This is a genomic window from Stenotrophomonas sp. NLF4-10 (genome assembly GCF_022359915.1).
Taxonomy (GTDB): Bacteria; Pseudomonadota; Gammaproteobacteria; order Xanthomonadales; family Xanthomonadaceae; genus Stenotrophomonas; species Stenotrophomonas daejeonensis.
In genome coordinates this window covers 3,562,411-3,578,136 of the sequence record NZ_JAKSEE010000003.1, presented here as the reverse complement: position 1 = coordinate 3,578,136, position 15,726 = coordinate 3,562,411, and the positions used below count along the sequence as shown (strand labels likewise).

At 69.8% G+C, this 15,726-nt stretch carries 11 protein-coding genes; 10 read left to right on the top strand and 1 reads right to left on the bottom strand.

Features of this window, described 5'->3' with window-relative positions:
- On the bottom strand, positions 1-689 hold a 689-nt coding region (locus MIC98_RS16865; protein ID WP_239738226.1), incomplete at its 3' end, for a TonB-dependent receptor plug domain-containing protein.
- 578 nt (positions 690-1,267) lie between these two features.
- Here MIC98_RS16865 and MIC98_RS16860 point away from each other — a divergent pair.
- From MIC98_RS16860 to MIC98_RS16815, 10 genes are all read left to right on the top strand, one after another.
- The gene (locus tag MIC98_RS16860) at positions 1,268-3,712 is read left to right on the top strand and encodes a GH92 family glycosyl hydrolase (RefSeq protein WP_239734864.1); all 2,445 of its coding nucleotides are present in this window, start codon (positions 1,268-1,270) and stop codon (positions 3,710-3,712) included.
- 233 nt (positions 3,713-3,945) lie between these two features.
- A complete protein-coding gene (locus MIC98_RS16855) occupies positions 3,946-4,968 on the top strand; it encodes a N(4)-(beta-N-acetylglucosaminyl)-L-asparaginase (protein WP_239734862.1) in 1,023 nt (340 codons plus the stop codon).
- A gap of 2 nt (positions 4,969-4,970) precedes the next feature.
- The gene (locus MIC98_RS16850; RefSeq protein ID WP_239734861.1) at positions 4,971-5,708 is read left to right on the top strand and encodes a copper homeostasis protein CutC; all 738 of its coding nucleotides are present in this window, start codon (positions 4,971-4,973) and stop codon (positions 5,706-5,708) included.
- 334 nt (positions 5,709-6,042) lie between these two features.
- A complete protein-coding gene (locus MIC98_RS16845; RefSeq protein WP_239734863.1) occupies positions 6,043-7,044 on the top strand; it encodes a LacI family DNA-binding transcriptional regulator in 1,002 nt (333 codons plus the stop codon).
- Between the two features lie 38 nt (positions 7,045-7,082).
- Positions 7,083-8,393: an L-fucose:H+ symporter permease gene (gene fucP / locus MIC98_RS16840; protein ID WP_239734860.1), complete on the top strand. Its 1,311-nt coding sequence runs from the start codon at positions 7,083-7,085 to the stop codon at positions 8,391-8,393.
- Positions 8,394-8,399: 6 nt separating this feature from the next.
- The gene (locus tag MIC98_RS16835; RefSeq protein WP_057640207.1) at positions 8,400-9,395 is read left to right on the top strand and encodes a carbohydrate kinase; all 996 of its coding nucleotides are present in this window, start codon (positions 8,400-8,402) and stop codon (positions 9,393-9,395) included.
- Positions 9,392-10,615, top strand: a complete 1,224-nt coding sequence (locus MIC98_RS16830; protein WP_239734859.1) for an AGE family epimerase/isomerase — start codon at positions 9,392-9,394, stop codon at positions 10,613-10,615. Before MIC98_RS16835 ends, MIC98_RS16830 begins: the two co-directional genes overlap by 4 nt.
- Positions 10,616-10,772: 157 nt before the next feature.
- Positions 10,773-13,412, top strand: a complete 2,640-nt coding sequence (locus tag MIC98_RS16825) for a glycoside hydrolase family 2 protein (protein ID WP_239734858.1) — start codon at positions 10,773-10,775, stop codon at positions 13,410-13,412.
- 26 nt (positions 13,413-13,438) lie between these two features.
- Entirely contained in the window at positions 13,439-14,878 is a 1,440-nt protein-coding gene (locus MIC98_RS16820; RefSeq protein ID WP_239734857.1) for a glycoside hydrolase family 47 protein, read from the top strand.
- A gap of 157 nt (positions 14,879-15,035) precedes the next feature.
- Entirely contained in the window at positions 15,036-15,683 is a 648-nt protein-coding gene (locus MIC98_RS16815) for a response regulator transcription factor (RefSeq protein WP_239737961.1), read from the top strand.
- The last annotated feature ends 43 nt before the right edge of the window (positions 15,684-15,726 follow it).

The window sequence follows — 15,726 nt, the reverse complement described above, 5'->3', positions numbered from 1 at the left end:
GCGGTGCCGCCTTCATCGCGGCCATACCACTGCCAGCTCTCGGTGCTGGCGCCCATCGTGCGGGTGGTGCGCTTCTGGTCGGTATAGCCGACGAACACGCCGAAGCGGTCGTCCTTGTCATGCCAGGCGTACGAGGCGGAGAGCTGCCCGTCGGTCTTTTGGGTGGTGTCGGCCCGGGTGCCCTCGACGGAGACGAAGCCGGTATTGGATTCCATGTCCAGCGGACGGCGGGTGTGCAGGATCACCGTGCCGCCGATGCCGCCCTCGTCGATGCGCGCTTCCGGCGACTTGAACAGTTCGGCGCTGCCCAGCATGTTCGACGGCAGCAGCGTGTAGTTGAACGAACGGGTCGGGTCGCCGTTGGATTCGGCGGTGGCGATGTAGTTGCCGTTCAACTCGGTCAGGGTCAGCTCCGAGGACAGGCCGCGCACGCTGACGTTCTTGCCTTCGCCACCACTGCGGGTGACGATCACGCCCGGCACGCGCTGCAGCGCGTCGGCCACGTTCTTGTCGGGGAACTTGCCGACGTCCTCGGCATTGATCACCTCAACGATCGCATTGGCGTCGCGCTTCTGGTCCAGGCTCTTCTCGATGGCGTAGCGATAGCCGGTGACGGTGACCGCGTCGAGCGTGGTGGCGTCGGCGTTCTGGGTGCCGGCCTGCTGTGCGAAGGCGCCGGCCGGCAGCATTGCCGTGGCGACCAGTGCGGCCGTGATGGCCGCGGACAACGCATGGCGGCCGTGCGTGCGTGACATCTGTTTCATTCCGCTCTCCCTCTCCTGGATTGAAGTCGGTAACTGCACGAAGGTATTGAATCGATCTAAATTTGAAGCCGGACGAGGCGGGTACTTCGCCTGCCCCCGAAGGGGCGGTCCGACCCGTGGTTGTCCTGCAATCGCCGTCGAATTGATTTGGATCGATCTAAACGATTGGTGCGAAATTTTTAACACAGTGCCGGGGCCGACGCATGTTGCTGCGCAATATGGCGCTGGTCCCGGAGAGGCCGGATGAAGGGGAAGGGCCGGCCGATCCTGCCGGAAGGGCAGCGCCGCGATCAGGCGCGGGCAGAGGCGCGCCGGGCCGTGGATGTTGCGTTGCAGAATGCATCGGCCGAAATGGCCATGCTTTACTTGGATCGATCTAAATTCACTGGTGCCCGGCACTCTCCCCGTCCCGCAAGGGCGGGCCGGCCATCAACGGCCCGGCATTGCCGGGCCACCCTATCGCCGCACCGACATCGCCCCAGAGAATCCAGCCCGTGAGCCGAATGCCGTCCGCCACCGCTTCCCGTTTCCGCCGCCCGCTGGCCGCGGCCGCCTGCCTGCTGGCGGTGTCGCTTGCCCCGCTGTCGCAGGCCGCCCCGGCCACGCCCGAGCGCGAGGTCAACACCTTCATCGGCACCCAGGACGACGGCAATACCTTCCCCGGTGCGTCGGCGCCGTTCGGATTGATCCAGGTCAGCTCGATTGGCCTGCATTACGCCGGCTGGCGCTATGACGAGGACAAGATCCTCGGCTTCGGCCACTCCTTCGTCTCCGGCGCGGGCTGCTGGGAACAGGGCGGGCAGGTGTCGGTATTGCCGGTGACCGGCAGCATCGCCCCCGGTGGCGATTTCGATACCGGCGATGCGAAGAGCTTCGACCAGAAGCGCTACGGCGCGCGCTACACCCACGATGGCGAGGTCGGCCAGGCCGGCTACTACAGGGTGCGCCTGACCGACTACGGCGGCATCGACGCCGAGGCCACCGCGCTCACCCGCGCCGCCGCCGAGCGCTACACCTTCGCCGCCGATGCCGGTAGCGGCCACGTGCTGGTCAACGTCAGCCAGGCCAACAACCGCCACCGCGTCACCGGCAGCCAGGTGCGCGTGGTCGGCGACCGCGCGGTGGAAGGGCAACTGACCACGCTCAGCTTCTGCGGCGGCCACCAGTACACCACCTGGTTCCACATCGAGTTCGACCGGCCGTTCAAGGCGTTCGGCGTCTGGGGCCAGGCCGGCGGCACGCCCGGCGCGCGCTTCAGCATGGAAAGCGAGCACGACCCGTACAACGGCGCGTGGCTCAGCTTCGACCTGGAGGACGGGCGCAGCGTCACCGCGGTCAGCGCGATCTCGCACGTGGACATCGAAGGCGCGCGCGAAAACCTGCGCCGCGAGGGCAGCGACGGCAACGGCCGCCTGCTCGGCTTCGACGCCATGCGCAAGCGCGCGCAGGCCGACTGGGCGCGCGAGCTGTCCAGCGTCAAGGTGCATGGCGGCAGCAAGGACGAGCGCAGCGTGTTCTACACCGCGCTGTACCACGCCCTGCTGCAACCGATGACCGGCAGCGACGCCGACGGCCGCTACCGCGGCTACGACAACGCCATCCATATGGCCGACGGCTGGACCTACCACGAGTATTTCTCGCTGTGGGACACCTACCGCAGCCAGAACCAGCTGCTGGCGCTGCTGCGCCCGCAGCGCGCCCGCGACATCGGCCGCAGCCTGCTGGCGATCGACGCGCAGGGCGGCTGGCTGCCGCGCTGGGGCTATGCCGATTTCGACAGCAACGTGATGACCGGCGACCCGGTCACCCCGTTCCTCGCCGACCTGTGGCGCTACGGCGCACTGCAGGGCATGGAGCAGGAAGCGTGGCAGGCGCTGTGGAAGAACGCCGAAGGCGTGCCGCCGCTGGAATCGCGCCACGAGGGCCGCGCCGGCAACGCCAACTACCTGAAGGACGGCTTCGTGTTCTACGACCGCACCTTCCCGGCCAAGGGCATGGACGTCGATCCGCACCAGGGTGGTTCGGCGACGCTGGAATACGCGCTGGCCGACTGCGCGCTGGCGCCGATGGCCGCCGCGCTCGGCCATGCCGATGCCGCCGCGACGCTGCGTGCGCGCGCCGGCAACTGGCGCAAGGTGTGGGATGCCGACCTCGCCGAGGCCGATACCGGTTTCGCCGGCTTCCCGCGGCCGCGCATGGAAGGTGGCGAATGGTTCACCCCGCCCACCGGCAGCTACGACCCGCGCTCGCACTATGGCTTCCACGAAGGCACCAGCTGGCAGTACCAATGGCTGGTGCCGCAGGACCTGCCGTCGCTGGCGCAGGCGATGGGCGGGCGCGAGGCGATGGGCAGGCGGCTGGACGCGTTCTTCGCCTACGACGAACTGCTCGCCGACCCGGATGGCGCAGCGCGCAAGGCGTGGGTGGCCGGGCCGTACAGCTACTACGGCCAGTACCGCTTCAACCCGAACAACGAGCCGACCATGCACGTGCCGGGGCTGTACAGCCTGATCGGCCAGCCGTGGAAGACCGCCACCGTGCTGCGCGCGGCGCAGACGCTGTTCACCAACGCACCCAACGGCGTCACCGGCAACGACGACCTCGGCACCATGTCGGCGTGGTACCTGTTCGGCGCGATGGGCTTCTCACCGCTGATGCCCGGCAGCGGGCAGATGCTGCTGCACCCGCCGCGCTTCGACCGCATCGACATCGCGCTGGAGAACGGCCGCACCCTGAGCGTGCGTGCGCCGGGCGCCAACGACGGCGTGCGCTACATCCGCTCGGCCAGCCTCGACGGCAGGCCGCAGTCGGCGACGTGGGTGGACGTGGGCCGTTTGCAGCAGGGCGGCACGCTGGCCTATGTGCTGGATGCCGCGCCGGATACGCAGGGGTGGGGAACGCATGTTGCTGATGCCCCGCCGGCGTTGTGCCCGGCGGTGGTGCAGTGAGCTGTGGATGCTCCCTTCTCCCTCCGGGAGAAGGTGCCCGAAGGGCGGATGAGGGGCGAACGTAGTCCGTGATGGTTGATCATTCGTACTCCATTGCCCCTCACCCCAACCCCCGCTCCGCGTCCCGGCCCTTGCGCCAGCGCAAGGGCGTTCGAGGAACAGCGAACCAGTGGTTCGCGAACTGTCCCTCTCACCCCGAAGGGAGAGGGGCTTTGTAAAGCTGGAGCCATCCCATGAACACCCGACGCGAATTCCTGCAACAGATGGCCTTGGCCGGCGGCGCATTGGCGCTGCCGGGCATCGCAAGCGCGACCAGCAAACAACCAGTCATCGCCGCCGCCAACGGTGCGCGCGTCGTCTCCACATGGGATTTCGGCGTGCCCGCCAACCAGGCCGCATGGAATGTGCTGCACGCGGGCGGCACCGCGCTGGACGCGGTGGAGCAGGGCGCGCGCTGGGCCGAAACCGGTCTGTGCAACAGCACCGTCGGCCATTGCGGCTACCCCGACCGCGACGGCGTGCTGACCCTGGACGCCAGCATCATGGACGGCGACGGCCGCTGCGGCGCGGTCGCCGCGCTGGAAGACATCGACCACCCGGTCAGCGTCGCGCGGCGCGTGATGGAGCAGACCCCGCACGTGCTGCTGGTCGGGCAGGGCGCGCAGCAGTTCGCGGTCGAACAGGGCTTCGAGAAACAATCGCTGCTGACCCCGGAAGCGGTGCAGGCGTGGGAAGAGTGGAAGAAGACCTCGCGCTACCAGCCGCAGATCAACGCCGAGCGCCGCCTGATTCCCGGCAACAGCCAGAACCACGACACCCTTGGCATGCTCGCCATCGACCAGCGCGGCAACCTCGCCGGCGCCTGCACCACCAGCGGCATGGCATGGAAGCTGCGCGGCCGCGTCGGCGACAGCCCGATCGTCGGCGCCGGCCTGTACGTGGACAACGAGGTCGGCGCGGCCACCGCCTCGGGCGTGGGCGAGGAGATGATCCGTAACGCCGCCAGCTTCCTCGTCGTCGAACTGATGCGGCAGGGCCACTCGCCGATGGACGCCTGCCGCGAGGCCATCGACCGCGTGGTGCGCAAGCGCCCGGAGGCGAGCAAGTCGCTGCAGGTGTGTTTCCTGGCGATCAACCGCCACGGCGAGGTCGGCGCGTTCGCGCTGCACCCGGGCTTCGTCTATGCGGTCTGCGACGCGCAGCGGCAGGACGCGCTGCTGGACTCGGGCGCGGTGTATCCGGGCGAAGGCGCGTGAGCATGGCCGCGCGCTTCACGCTGGAGATCGCCGCCGGTTCGCTGGCCTCGGCGCTGGCCGCGCAGGCAGGCGGTGCCGATCGCGTGGAGCTGTGCGAAGGACTGGAATACGGCGGCACCACGCCGTCGTACGGCACCCTGGCCTCGGCGCGCGAGCGCGTGCGCCTGCCGCTGTTCGTGCTGGTGCGGCCGCGTCCGGGTGATTTTCTTTACGACGATGCCGAAACCGAGGTCATGCTGCACGACATCGAGCAGTGCGTGCGGCTGGGTTGCGACGGCGTGGTGATCGGCGCGCTCAATGCCGAGGGCGGGGTGGACATGCCGCGCTGCCGTGCGCTGGTAGCAGCCGCCGGACCGCTGGCGGTCACCTTCCACCGCGCGTTCGACGCGGCGCGCGCGCCGCTGCGGGCGCTGGAAAACATCATCGATCTGGGCTGCCGGCGCGTGCTCAGTTCCGGCGCGCAGGCCGGCGCGCCGCAGGGCGCGGCGCTGCTGGCCGCCTGCGTGCAGCAGGCCGGCGAGCGGTTGGCGGTGATGCCCGGCGCGGGCATCGACGCAGGCAATATCGCCGCGCTGGCGCGGGCCACCGGCGCGCGCGAGTTCCATGCCTCGGCCAAGGCCGTGCGGGCCTCGTCGATGCGCTTCCGCAACCGGGCGCTGGCCGGGCTCGCGCCGGATTGGCAGCAGACCGATCCGGCGCGCGTGCGTGCGCTGCGCGACGCGCTGGACCGGCTCGCATGACCGCGCCTGCCGCCAGTGCCGGATCGCAACGTGCGCCGTGCCGTGTCGCGGCACGCAGGGCCGTACATCGTGCCCGGTCCGTCGGCACCGGCCTTCATCCCGTATCGTCTGCAGCCCGCGCGCAAGTTGTCGGCGCGGGGACCCCGGCGCGATACGTGCCGGCCTTCCTTCCCATCCAGCAGGGCGCCGGTGCGCCGGCTGCCAGGAGCTGCCTGTCGTGACCCGAAAGTCCCCCTCTTCCCCACGCAAGCCCGCCACCAAGGCCTCCGCGGGCAATGCCGCAACCGCCGCCAAGGCACCGCGCAAGGAGCATGGCGCGCGCCGCAACGTCACCTTGTCGGACATCGCCGGCGCCATCGGCGTGTCGCGGGCGACGGTGTCGCTGGTGCTGCGCGGCAGCCCGCTGGTGCACGCCGACACCCGCGCGCTGGTCGAGGCCGAACTCAAGCGCCAGGACTATGTCTACAACCGCGCCGCGGCCAACCTGCGGCGGCGCACCTCGTCCAGCGTGGCGCTGGTGATCAACGACCTGTCCAACCCGTTCTTCGCCGAATTCGCCGCCGGCGTGGACGAGGCGCTGGGCGAGCGCGGCTACGTCACCCTGCTCGGCAGCACCGGCGAATCGCCGCAGCGGCAGCAGGCGGTGCTGTCCTCGTTGATGGAGCATTCGCCGGCCGGGGTGATCCTGTCGCCGGCCGAAGGCAGCGATGCGGCCATGCTGCGCCCGGTGCTCGGCCTGCGCGGTCACGTGCTGCTGTTCAACCGCGAACTGGACGGCGCCGACGACTGGGATTTCCTGGCGCTGGACAACGAGCGCGGCGCGCGCATGGCGACCGAGCACCTGATCGGGCTGGGCCACCGCCGCATCGCCTTCTTCGGCGGCCATGCCGATTCCAGCTCGTGCCGCCAGCGTCGCGCCGGCTTCCAGGCCGCGATGGCGCGCGCTGGGCTGGAGGTGGTGCCGGAGTGGCTGATCGAATCGGCGCCGACCCGGCTGGAAGCGGCCTCGCGCACCGCCGAGCTGTTCGGCGAGGGCGCCAGCCCCACCGCGGCGGTCTGCTACAACGACACGGTGGCGCTGGGGCTGATGCTGGGCCTGGCCTCGCGCGGCATCCAGCCGGGCAAGGGCTTCGCCGTCACCGGCTTCGACGACATTCCCGAGGCATCGGTCAGCATGCCCACCCTGACCACGCTGTCGGTGGCGCCACGCGAGCGCGGCCGCCAGGCCGCCACGCTGCTGCTGCAGCGCGTGGACAAGCCCGACGCCCCCGCGGTGCGCACCATCGCGCCGGTATCGCTGTGCATCCGCGAAAGCAGCGGCAGCCCGCGCACGTGAGCCCGTTTCCTTCCCACGCATCCCGAGGTCCGTAGCGCATGCCTGCCACTCCCACTCCCGTTCCACCCCTGTCCGCCGCGGCCGCGCCGCCGATCACGCCGCGCGCCGCGCTGGCGGTGGTCACCAGCATCTTCTTCATGTGGGGCTTCCTGACCTGCCTCAACGACATCCTGATCCCGCACCTGAAGGCGGTGTTCGAGCTGAACTACGCGCGCGCGATGCTGGTGCAGTTCACCTTCTTCGGCACCTACTTCCTGATGTCGCTGCCGGCTGGGCGGCTGGTGGCGCGGCTGGGCTACAAGCAGGGCATCGTCGCCGGGCTGGTGATCGCCGGCATCGGCGCGCTCGGCTTCTGGCCGGCGGCGGCGCTGCGCGAATACCCGGCCTTCCTCGCCGCATTGTTCGTGCTGGCCACCGGCATCACCGTGCTGCAGGTGGCGGCCAACCCCTACGTGGCGCTGCTGGGGCCGGAGCGCACCAGCTCCAGCCGGCTGACGCTGGCGCAGGCGCTCAATTCGCTGGGTACGGCGATCGCGCCGATCTTCGGCGGCCTGCTGATCCTCGGCAACACGGTCAAGGGCGCCGACGACATCGCCGCGCTGCCGCTGGCCGAGCAGGCGGCCTACCGCGCGGCCGAGGCGCAGTCGGTGCAGGGGCCGTACCTCGGGCTGGCGGTCGCGCTGTTCCTGCTGGCGCTGTTCGTGTTCCTGTTCCGCCTGCCGACCCTGAGCGAAAGCAGCGAACGGGCCGACCATGCGCGGCATACCTATGCCGACGCGCTGCGCCACCGCCACCTGCTGCTCGGCGTGCTCGGCATCTTCTTCTACGTCGGCGCGGAAGTGTCGATCGGCAGTTTCCTGGTCAACTACCTGTCGATGCCCGACATCGGCGGCTTCAGCGAGCAGGAGGCCACCGGCTACGTGTCGGCGTACTGGACGATGGCGATGATCGGCCGCTTCGCCGGCTCGGCGCTGCTGGCCCGCTTCTCGCCGAGCCGGCTGCTGGCGATCTTCGCGCTGGTCAACGTCGGCCTGCTGGCGCTGACCATGACCAACACGGGCGGTACCGCTCTGTATTCGGTGGTGGCGATCGGCCTGTTCAACTCGATCATGTTCCCGACCATCTTCGCGCTCGGCATCGAGCGGCTGGGGCCGCTGACCAACAAGGGGTCGAGCCTGCTGATCATGGCCATCGTCGGCGGCGCGGTGGTGCCGTACCTGCAGGGCCAGCTGGCCGATCGCATCGGCGTGCAGGCCAGTTTCATTCTGCCGTTGCTGTGCTACGGCTACATCATCTTCTACGGCATGGTCGGCGCGCGTGCCGCCAGCGGCAGCAGCCAGGGGGGCTGAGTCCAGATGGGCAAGATCGTTTGTTTCGGCGAAATTTTGATCGATCTACTGGCGCAGCCGCCGGCCACGCCGGAAACGCCGCGCGCCTTCCTGCAGTACGCCGGCGGCGCCCCGGCCAACGTCGCGGTGGCGGTGGCGCGGCTGGGCGCGCGCAGCCATTTCGCCGGCATGCTGGGGCGCGACATGTTCGGCGACTTCCTCGCCGACAGCCTGGCCGAGGCCGGGGTGCTCACCGACTGCATCGTCCGCACCGACGCAGCCAAGACCGCGCTGGCCTTCGTCGCGCTGGACGCCGCCGGCGAGCGCAGCTTCAGCTTTTACCGGCCGCCGGCGGCGGACCTGCTGTTCCGCGCCGAGCACTTCCAGCCGGCCTGCTTCGACGGCACCGGCTGCTTCCACGTCTGCTCCAACAGCCTGACCGAGCCGGAGATCGCCGCGGCCACCTTCGCCGGCATGGACCGCGCCCGCGCCGCCGGCGCGGTGGTCAGCCTCGACCTCAACCTGCGCCCGGCGCTGTGGCCGGCCGGCACCGACCCGACGCCGCGGCTGTGGCAGGCACTGGAACGCGCCGACCTGGTCAAGCTCTCGCACGAGGAACTGGACTACCTGGCACGGCCGCTGGGCAGCGACGGCCAGGCGCAGGTGCTGCGCCGGTTGCTGGCCGCGCAGGCGCGCTGGGTGGTGGTCACCGACGGCGCCGCGCCGCTGCGCTGGCATACCCGCGACGCTAACGGCGAGGTGCCGAGCTTCCGCGTGCCGGTGGCCGATACCACTGCGGCCGGCGACGCCTTCGTCGGCGGCGTGCTGTACGGGCTGGCCGAGCGCGGCGGCACCGGCGCCGCCTTCGCCGCCTTCTGCCACGACCCGGTGGCGATCAACGACACCCTGCGCTTCGCCGCGGCGGTGGGCGCGCTGGCGGTCACCCGCAAGGGCGCCTTCGCCGCGATGCCCACGCTGGACGAAGTACAACGACTGCTGAGCCAACAAGAGGCCACCGCATGAACGCTCCCGATTTCCGTTCGCCCGCCTTCCTGCGCGCGCACGTCGCCGACACGATGGCCTTCTACCACCCGCGCTGCATCGACCCGGCCGGCGGCTTCTTCCACTACTACAAGGACGACGGCACGGTGTACGACGCCGGCCATCGCCACCTGGTCAGCAGCACCCGCTTCGTCTTCAACTACGCGATGGCCTGGCGCGCGTTCGGCAATGCCGAGTATCTGGACGCGGTGAAGCACGGCCTGCGCTACCTGCGCGAGGTGCACCGCAACCCGGCCACCGGCGGCTACGCGTGGACGCTGCGCGATGGGCAGGTCGAGGACGACATGAACCACTGCTACGGCGTGGCCTTCGTGCTGCTGGCCTACAGCTGCGCGCTCAAGGCCGGCATCGAGCAGGGGCGCGAGTGGATGGACGAGACCTGGCAACTACTGGAGAAGCACTTCTGGGAACCGCAGCACGGCCTGTACCGCGACGAGGCCGACGCGCACTGGAACTTCACCGGCTACCGCGGCCAGAACGCCAACATGCACATGTGCGAGGCGATGCTGGCCGCGTTCGAGGCCAGTGGCGAGCAACGCTACCTGCAACGCGCATTGCAACTGGCCGACAACATGACCCGCCGGCAGGCGGCCAAGGCCGGCGGACTGGTGTGGGAACACTACGACAGCGACTGGAACATCGACTGGGACTACAACCTCGACAACCCGAAGCACCTGTTCCGGCCGTGGGGCTTCCAGCCCGGCCACCAGACCGAATGGGCCAAACTGCTGATGATCCTCGACCGCCACGTCGCGGCCGACTGGCTGCTGCCGACCGCGCGCCACCTGTTCGACACGGCGGTCGCGCGTTCGTGGGACGAGGCGCGCGGCGGCCTGTACTACGGCTTCGCGCCGGAAGCGCGGCGCCAGCCGGGCATGCACGGTGCGGCCATCGGCGGCGACAGCTTCGTCTGCGACGACGACAAGTATTTCTGGGTGCAGGCCGAGTCGCTGGCCGCTGCCGCGCTGCTCGCCCACCGCACCGGCGACGACGCGTACTGGCAGTGGTACGAAAAGCTGTGGGCGTATTCGTGGAAGCATCTCGTCGATCACCAATACGGTGCATGGTTCCGCATCCTCGACGCCGACAACCGCAAGTACGACGACGAGAAGAGCCCGGCCGGCAAGACCGACTACCACACGATGGGCGCCTGTCACGAAGTGTTGAACGTGGTGGGCTGAGCTTTGCTCCTCCCCTTTGCCTGCGGCGAAAGGGAGGGGGCACGAGACGGCGGCAACGGGCGAACGCTCGTCCGTCAAATGGCGAATCCCGCCTTCGCGGGGAATGACAGGGCAGGAGACAAACAACGTGCAGCACAGACGCATTCGATTTGGATCGATGCAAGCCCGGGTCTTCTGGCGATATGTACTGCTGCTCGCCCTGTGCGCGCTTGCCGGCATCGCGCTGGCCGCGCCGCTGCCGGCGCAATGGAGCTTCCGCCTGCTGCCGGGCGATGCGCAGTCGCAGGCGCATCCCGGGCTGGACGCGTGGCGGCCGGCGCAGGTGCCCGGCAGCGTGCACACCGACCTGCTGGCGGCCGGCGTGATCGGCGACCCCTACGTCGGCGCGGCCGAAGCCGGGCTGCAATGGATCGGCCTGGCTGACTGGGAATACCGCGCGCGCTTCGACGTCGATGCGGCGACGCTGGCCCGTCGCCATGCCGAGCTGCGCTTCGACGGGCTGGACACCTTCGCCGAGGTCAGCCTCAACGGCCAGCCGCTGCTGCGGGCCGACAACGCGCACCGCAGCTGGCGTGCGCGCGTCGATGGCCGCCTGCGCGCGCAGGGCAACGAGCTGCGCATCGTGTTCCGCTCGCCGATCCGTACCCTGTTGCCGCAGGTGCAGGCGATGCCGCACAGGATCGCCGGCAACTATCCCTCGCCCTATGGCGACGAGCCCGCCGACGCGATGGTCGGCAACTTCGCGCGCAAGCCGGCCTACCACTTCGGCTGGGACTGGGGGCCGCGCTACGTCACCGCCGGCGTGTGGCGCGAGGTGCGTCTGGACAGCTGGGATGCGCGCCGCATCACCGATCTGGCGGTGCGCACCGACGTGCTCGACGACCAGCGCGCCGCACTGACCGCGCAGCTGCAGGTGGAGCAGGGGGAAGCCGCCGGCAGCGCCCGCGTGACCGTGGAAGCGTTCGACCCGGACGGCAAGCGCGTTGCCGCCGTCGAACGCGAGGTGGCGTTGCGGCCCGGCGACAACCGCGTGCAGCTGCCGCTGGAAATCGCGCAGCCGCGCCGCTGGTGGCCGGTGGGCTATGGCGTGCAGGACCGCTACACGGTGCGCGCCAGCGTGCAGGGTGCGGATGCCGTCACCCGGCGCACCGGCCTGCGCACGGTGCAGTTGCAGCGCGACGCCGACGCCGAGGGCGGGCAGGGTTTCGCCTTCGTCATCAACGGCGTGCCGGTGTTCGCCAAGGGCGCCAACGTGATCCCGTTCGATGCGTTCCCGGCACGGGTCACCCGCGAGCGCCTGCGCCGCGACCTGCAGGCCGCGCGCGACGCCAACATGAACATGCTGCGCAACTGGGGCGGCGGCTACTACGAGAGCGACGATTTCTTCGACATCGCCGACGAACTGGGGCTGCTGGTCTGGCAGGACTTCATGTTCGGCGGCGGCATGCAGCCCGGTTACGACCCGGCGTTCCGCGCCAGCGTGGTGGCCGAGGCGCGCGACAACGTCCGCCGCCTGCGCCACCACCCCAGCATCGTGCTGTGGTGCGGCAACAACGAGGAAGAAACCGCGTGGAAGGACTGGGGCCACGGCAAGCAGCTGGCCGAGGCCGACCCCGCGTTCGCCGCGCAGGTGTGGCAGGGCTACGTCGACCTGTTCGGCAACGACCTGCGGCAGGTGGTGGCCGAAGAAGGGCTGGGCGTGCCGTACTGGTCCAGCTCGCCGGGCAATGACCTCGACGCGAAGGCCAACGACTCCCGGCGCGGCGACAAGCACTACTGGGACGTGTGGGGCGGCCCGGCGCTGCCGGCGACCGCCTACCTGCGCGAGACGCCGCGCTTCATGTCCGAATACGGCCTGCAGGCATGGCCGCGGCTTTCCACCGTGGATGCGTTCGCCGCGCGCGACGAGCAGGCCATCGACGGCCCGGTGATCCGCGCCCACCAGAAGTTCATGGCCGGCAAGGGCAACGAACGCCTGCTGCACTACATCGAGCGCGAATACGGCACGCCGCGCTCCTTCCCCGATTTCGTCTATCTGAGCCAGGTGATGCAGGCCGAGGGCATCGAGCTGGCCGCGCTGCACCACCGTGCCTCGCGTCCGTACACCATGGGCTCGCTGTACTGGCAGCTCAACGACGTGTGGCCGGGCGCGTCGTGGTCGAGCCTCGACTATTACGGCAACTGGAAGGCGCTGCACTTTCATGCGCGCCGCTTCTTCGCCGGGGTGGCGGTGGCGGCACTGCGCGACGATGACGGCGTTACCCGCTTCAGCCTGCTCAACGATGGCCGCGACGCGATCACCGCGCAGTGGCGCGTGCGGGTGATGGACGTCGATGGCCGCGAGTCCGCGCGCCAGCAGGAAACCGTCACCCTGTCGCCGATGGGCGTGACCGACGTGGCGCGCTTCGTCGATGCCGACCTGCTCAAGGGCCACGACCCGGCGCGCAGCGTGGCCGTGTTCGAGCTGCTGCACGACGGCACGGTGCTGGCGCGGCGGCTGGTGCATTTCGTGCCGGCGAAGGAACAGGCGCTGGCCGCCGGCCAGCTGCAGGCCGAACTGCGCGCCGATGGCGACCGCTATCGCCTGCGGTTGCAGGCACGCGGCCTCGTGCGCGCGGCGTGGATCGACTTCGGCGACGTCGCCGCCGAGCCGGAAGACAACGCCTTCGACCTGCTGCCCGGCGAAACCCGCGAACTGGCCGTGCGCAGCCGCGCCGACCTGCCCACCCTGCGTGCCGCGCTGCAGCTGCGGACGCTGGGCGACACCCTGCACGCTCCTTCCGTTCCATCCCGCTGAACCACTCCCACCCCGAGGACCCGATGATGACCCGAGCCCTGCGTACCGCCCCCCTGGTTGCCGCCCTGGTGCTGGCACTGTCCGCCTGCAACGACCCGCAGGCCCCCGCCCTGAGCGCCGTGCCCGCGGCGACCGATGCCGCTGCCGCCACGGCGGCAGCCACCGAAGTGCCGGCCGTCGACGACGCCGAGGCCGCGCGCATGGCCGAGCAGGTGCGTGAGGCCACCCGCCATGCGTGGCAGGGCTACATGCAATACGCCAAGGGCCACGACGACCTGAAACCGATCAGCGCGCAGCCGCGCGACTGGTACCCGGTGCCGCTGCTGATGTCGCCGGTCGATGCGCTGGACACGCTGCTGCTGCTCGGCCTGGACAAGGAGGCCGCCGAGGCGCGCGAGCTGATCGTCACCCGGCTCTCGTTCGACCAGGACATCGACGTGCAGAACTTCGAGGTCACCATCCGCCTGCTCGGCGGCCTGCTGTCCGGCTACCAGATGACCGGCGACGAGCACCTGCTCAAGCTCGCCGACGACCTCGGCACGCGCCTGTCGCCGGTGTTCGACAGCCCCACCGGCCTGCCGTACACCCACGTCAACCTGCGCACCGGCAAGACCAGCGGCACCATCAGCAACCCGGCCGAGACCGGTACCCTGCTGCTGGAGTTCGGCACCCTGGCCAAGCTCACCGGCAAGCAGGCGTACTACGACAAGGCCAAGCGCGCGCTGGTGGAAACGTACAACCGTCGCTCGAAGATCGGCCTGGTCGGCCTGAACATCAACGTCGAGACCGGCGAGTGGACCGACAAGGACGCCTCGATCGCCGGCGGCATCGACTCGTACTACGAATACCTGCTCAAGTGCTGGAAGCTGTTCGGCGACGAGGACTGCAAGCGCATGTGGGAGGACAGCATCGGCCCGCTCAACCAGTACCTGGCCGACGAGGTGCGCGAGGGCGAGCTGTGGTACGGCCACGCCGACATGGACAGCGGCGCGCGCACCTCCACCACCTACGGCGCGCTGGATGCGTTCATGCCGGGCCTGCTTGCGCTGGGCGGCGACCTCGACCGCGCCAAGCGCCTGCAGGAATCCAACCTGAAGATGTGGCGCCTGAACGGCATCGAGCCGGAATCGCTGGACTACGCGGCGATGGAAGTGCGCTCGCCCGGCTATGCGCTGCGCCCGGAGATCGTCGAGTCCGCGTATTACCTGCACCACTACACCGGCGACGCGCGCTACCGCGGCATGGGCAGGGAGTTCTTCGACGATTTCGTGAAGTACACCCGCACCGAACACGGTTTCGCCGCGCTGAAGGACGTGCGCAGCAAGGAGAAGGACGACTCGATGGAGAGCTTCCTGTTCGCCGAGACGTTCAAGTACTACTACCTGCTGTTCGCGCCGGCCACCGCGCTGGACTTCGACGCCATCGTCTTCAACACCGAGGCCCACCCGCTGCGCCGCACCTGGTAAGGCGGCACCCGGCATGGCGGGCAGGCATCCGGGCCTGTCCGCCATGTTTGCGATGGCGTCCACTGCGGCCGGCGGCGCAGGTTCGGCGTCGCCTGAGAGCATGGGAGAGGAAAGGTACACTCTGCCCATCGCAATCCGGGGAGCAGGGGCGTTGGCGTTGTCTTCCATCCTGATAGTCGACGACGATGCGGCCACGCAGGTACGCCTTGCCGGGCTGGTGCGCGAGGCGCTGGACGAGGCACCGGCCAGCGTGCGCACGGCGGCGGACCTGGGGCAGGCGCGCGCGTTGCTGGAAGCCGAACGCTTCGACCTGGCGCTGGTGGACATGCAGCTCCCCGACGGCAACGGCATCGAGCTGATCGGCTGGATCCAATCGCATGCGCCGCAGGTGCAGTCGGTGATCGTGTCCGCCTACGCCGAGGAACAACTGACCTTCACCGCGCTGCGGGCCGGGGCCATCGGCTACCTGATGAAGGACCGCGACGACGTGGAACTGGTCGTCGCCCTGCGCAGCCTGCAGCGCGGCGGCGCCCCGATCGACCCGATGATCGCCCGCCGCATCCTCGCCCTGCTTCCGGAGGAAACGGCGCCGGTGCCGGCGACGCAGGCGGTCAACCTCTCCGAGCGCGAGCGCGGCATCCTCGGCATGGTGGCGCAGGGCTATGGCAACCGCGAGATCGCCGAGCTGCTCGGGCTCTCGCGGCTCACCGTGGAAGCGCACACGCGCAACATCTACCGCAAGCTGGCCGTGGGTTCGCGCACGGCGGCGGTGTTCGAGGCGCGCGTACTCGGGTTGTTGCCGTGAGGCGCTGGCACTGGCTGCTCCTGCTGCTCTGCATGGCGGCGGG

Excerpts from the sequence above, each read along its gene's own strand:
- MIC98_RS16830 (WP_239734859.1), top strand. The coding sequence starts at position 9,392 with ATGAACGCTCCCGATTTCCGTTCGCCCGCCTTCCTGCGCGCGCACGTC.
- MIC98_RS16825 (WP_239734858.1), top strand. The coding sequence starts at position 10,773 with ATGCAAGCCCGGGTCTTCTGGCGATATGTACTGCTGCTCGCCCTGTGC.
- fucP (WP_239734860.1), top strand. The coding sequence starts at position 7,083 with ATGCCTGCCACTCCCACTCCCGTTCCACCCCTGTCCGCCGCGGCCGCG.
- MIC98_RS16835 (WP_057640207.1), top strand. The coding sequence starts at position 8,400 with ATGGGCAAGATCGTTTGTTTCGGCGAAATTTTGATCGATCTACTGGCG.
- MIC98_RS16820 (WP_239734857.1), top strand. The coding sequence starts at position 13,439 with ATGACCCGAGCCCTGCGTACCGCCCCCCTGGTTGCCGCCCTGGTGCTG.
- MIC98_RS16850 (WP_239734861.1), top strand. The coding sequence starts at position 4,971 with ATGGCCGCGCGCTTCACGCTGGAGATCGCCGCCGGTTCGCTGGCCTCG.
- MIC98_RS16860 (WP_239734864.1), top strand. The coding sequence starts at position 1,268 with ATGCCGTCCGCCACCGCTTCCCGTTTCCGCCGCCCGCTGGCCGCGGCC.
- MIC98_RS16855 (WP_239734862.1), top strand. The coding sequence starts at position 3,946 with ATGAACACCCGACGCGAATTCCTGCAACAGATGGCCTTGGCCGGCGGC.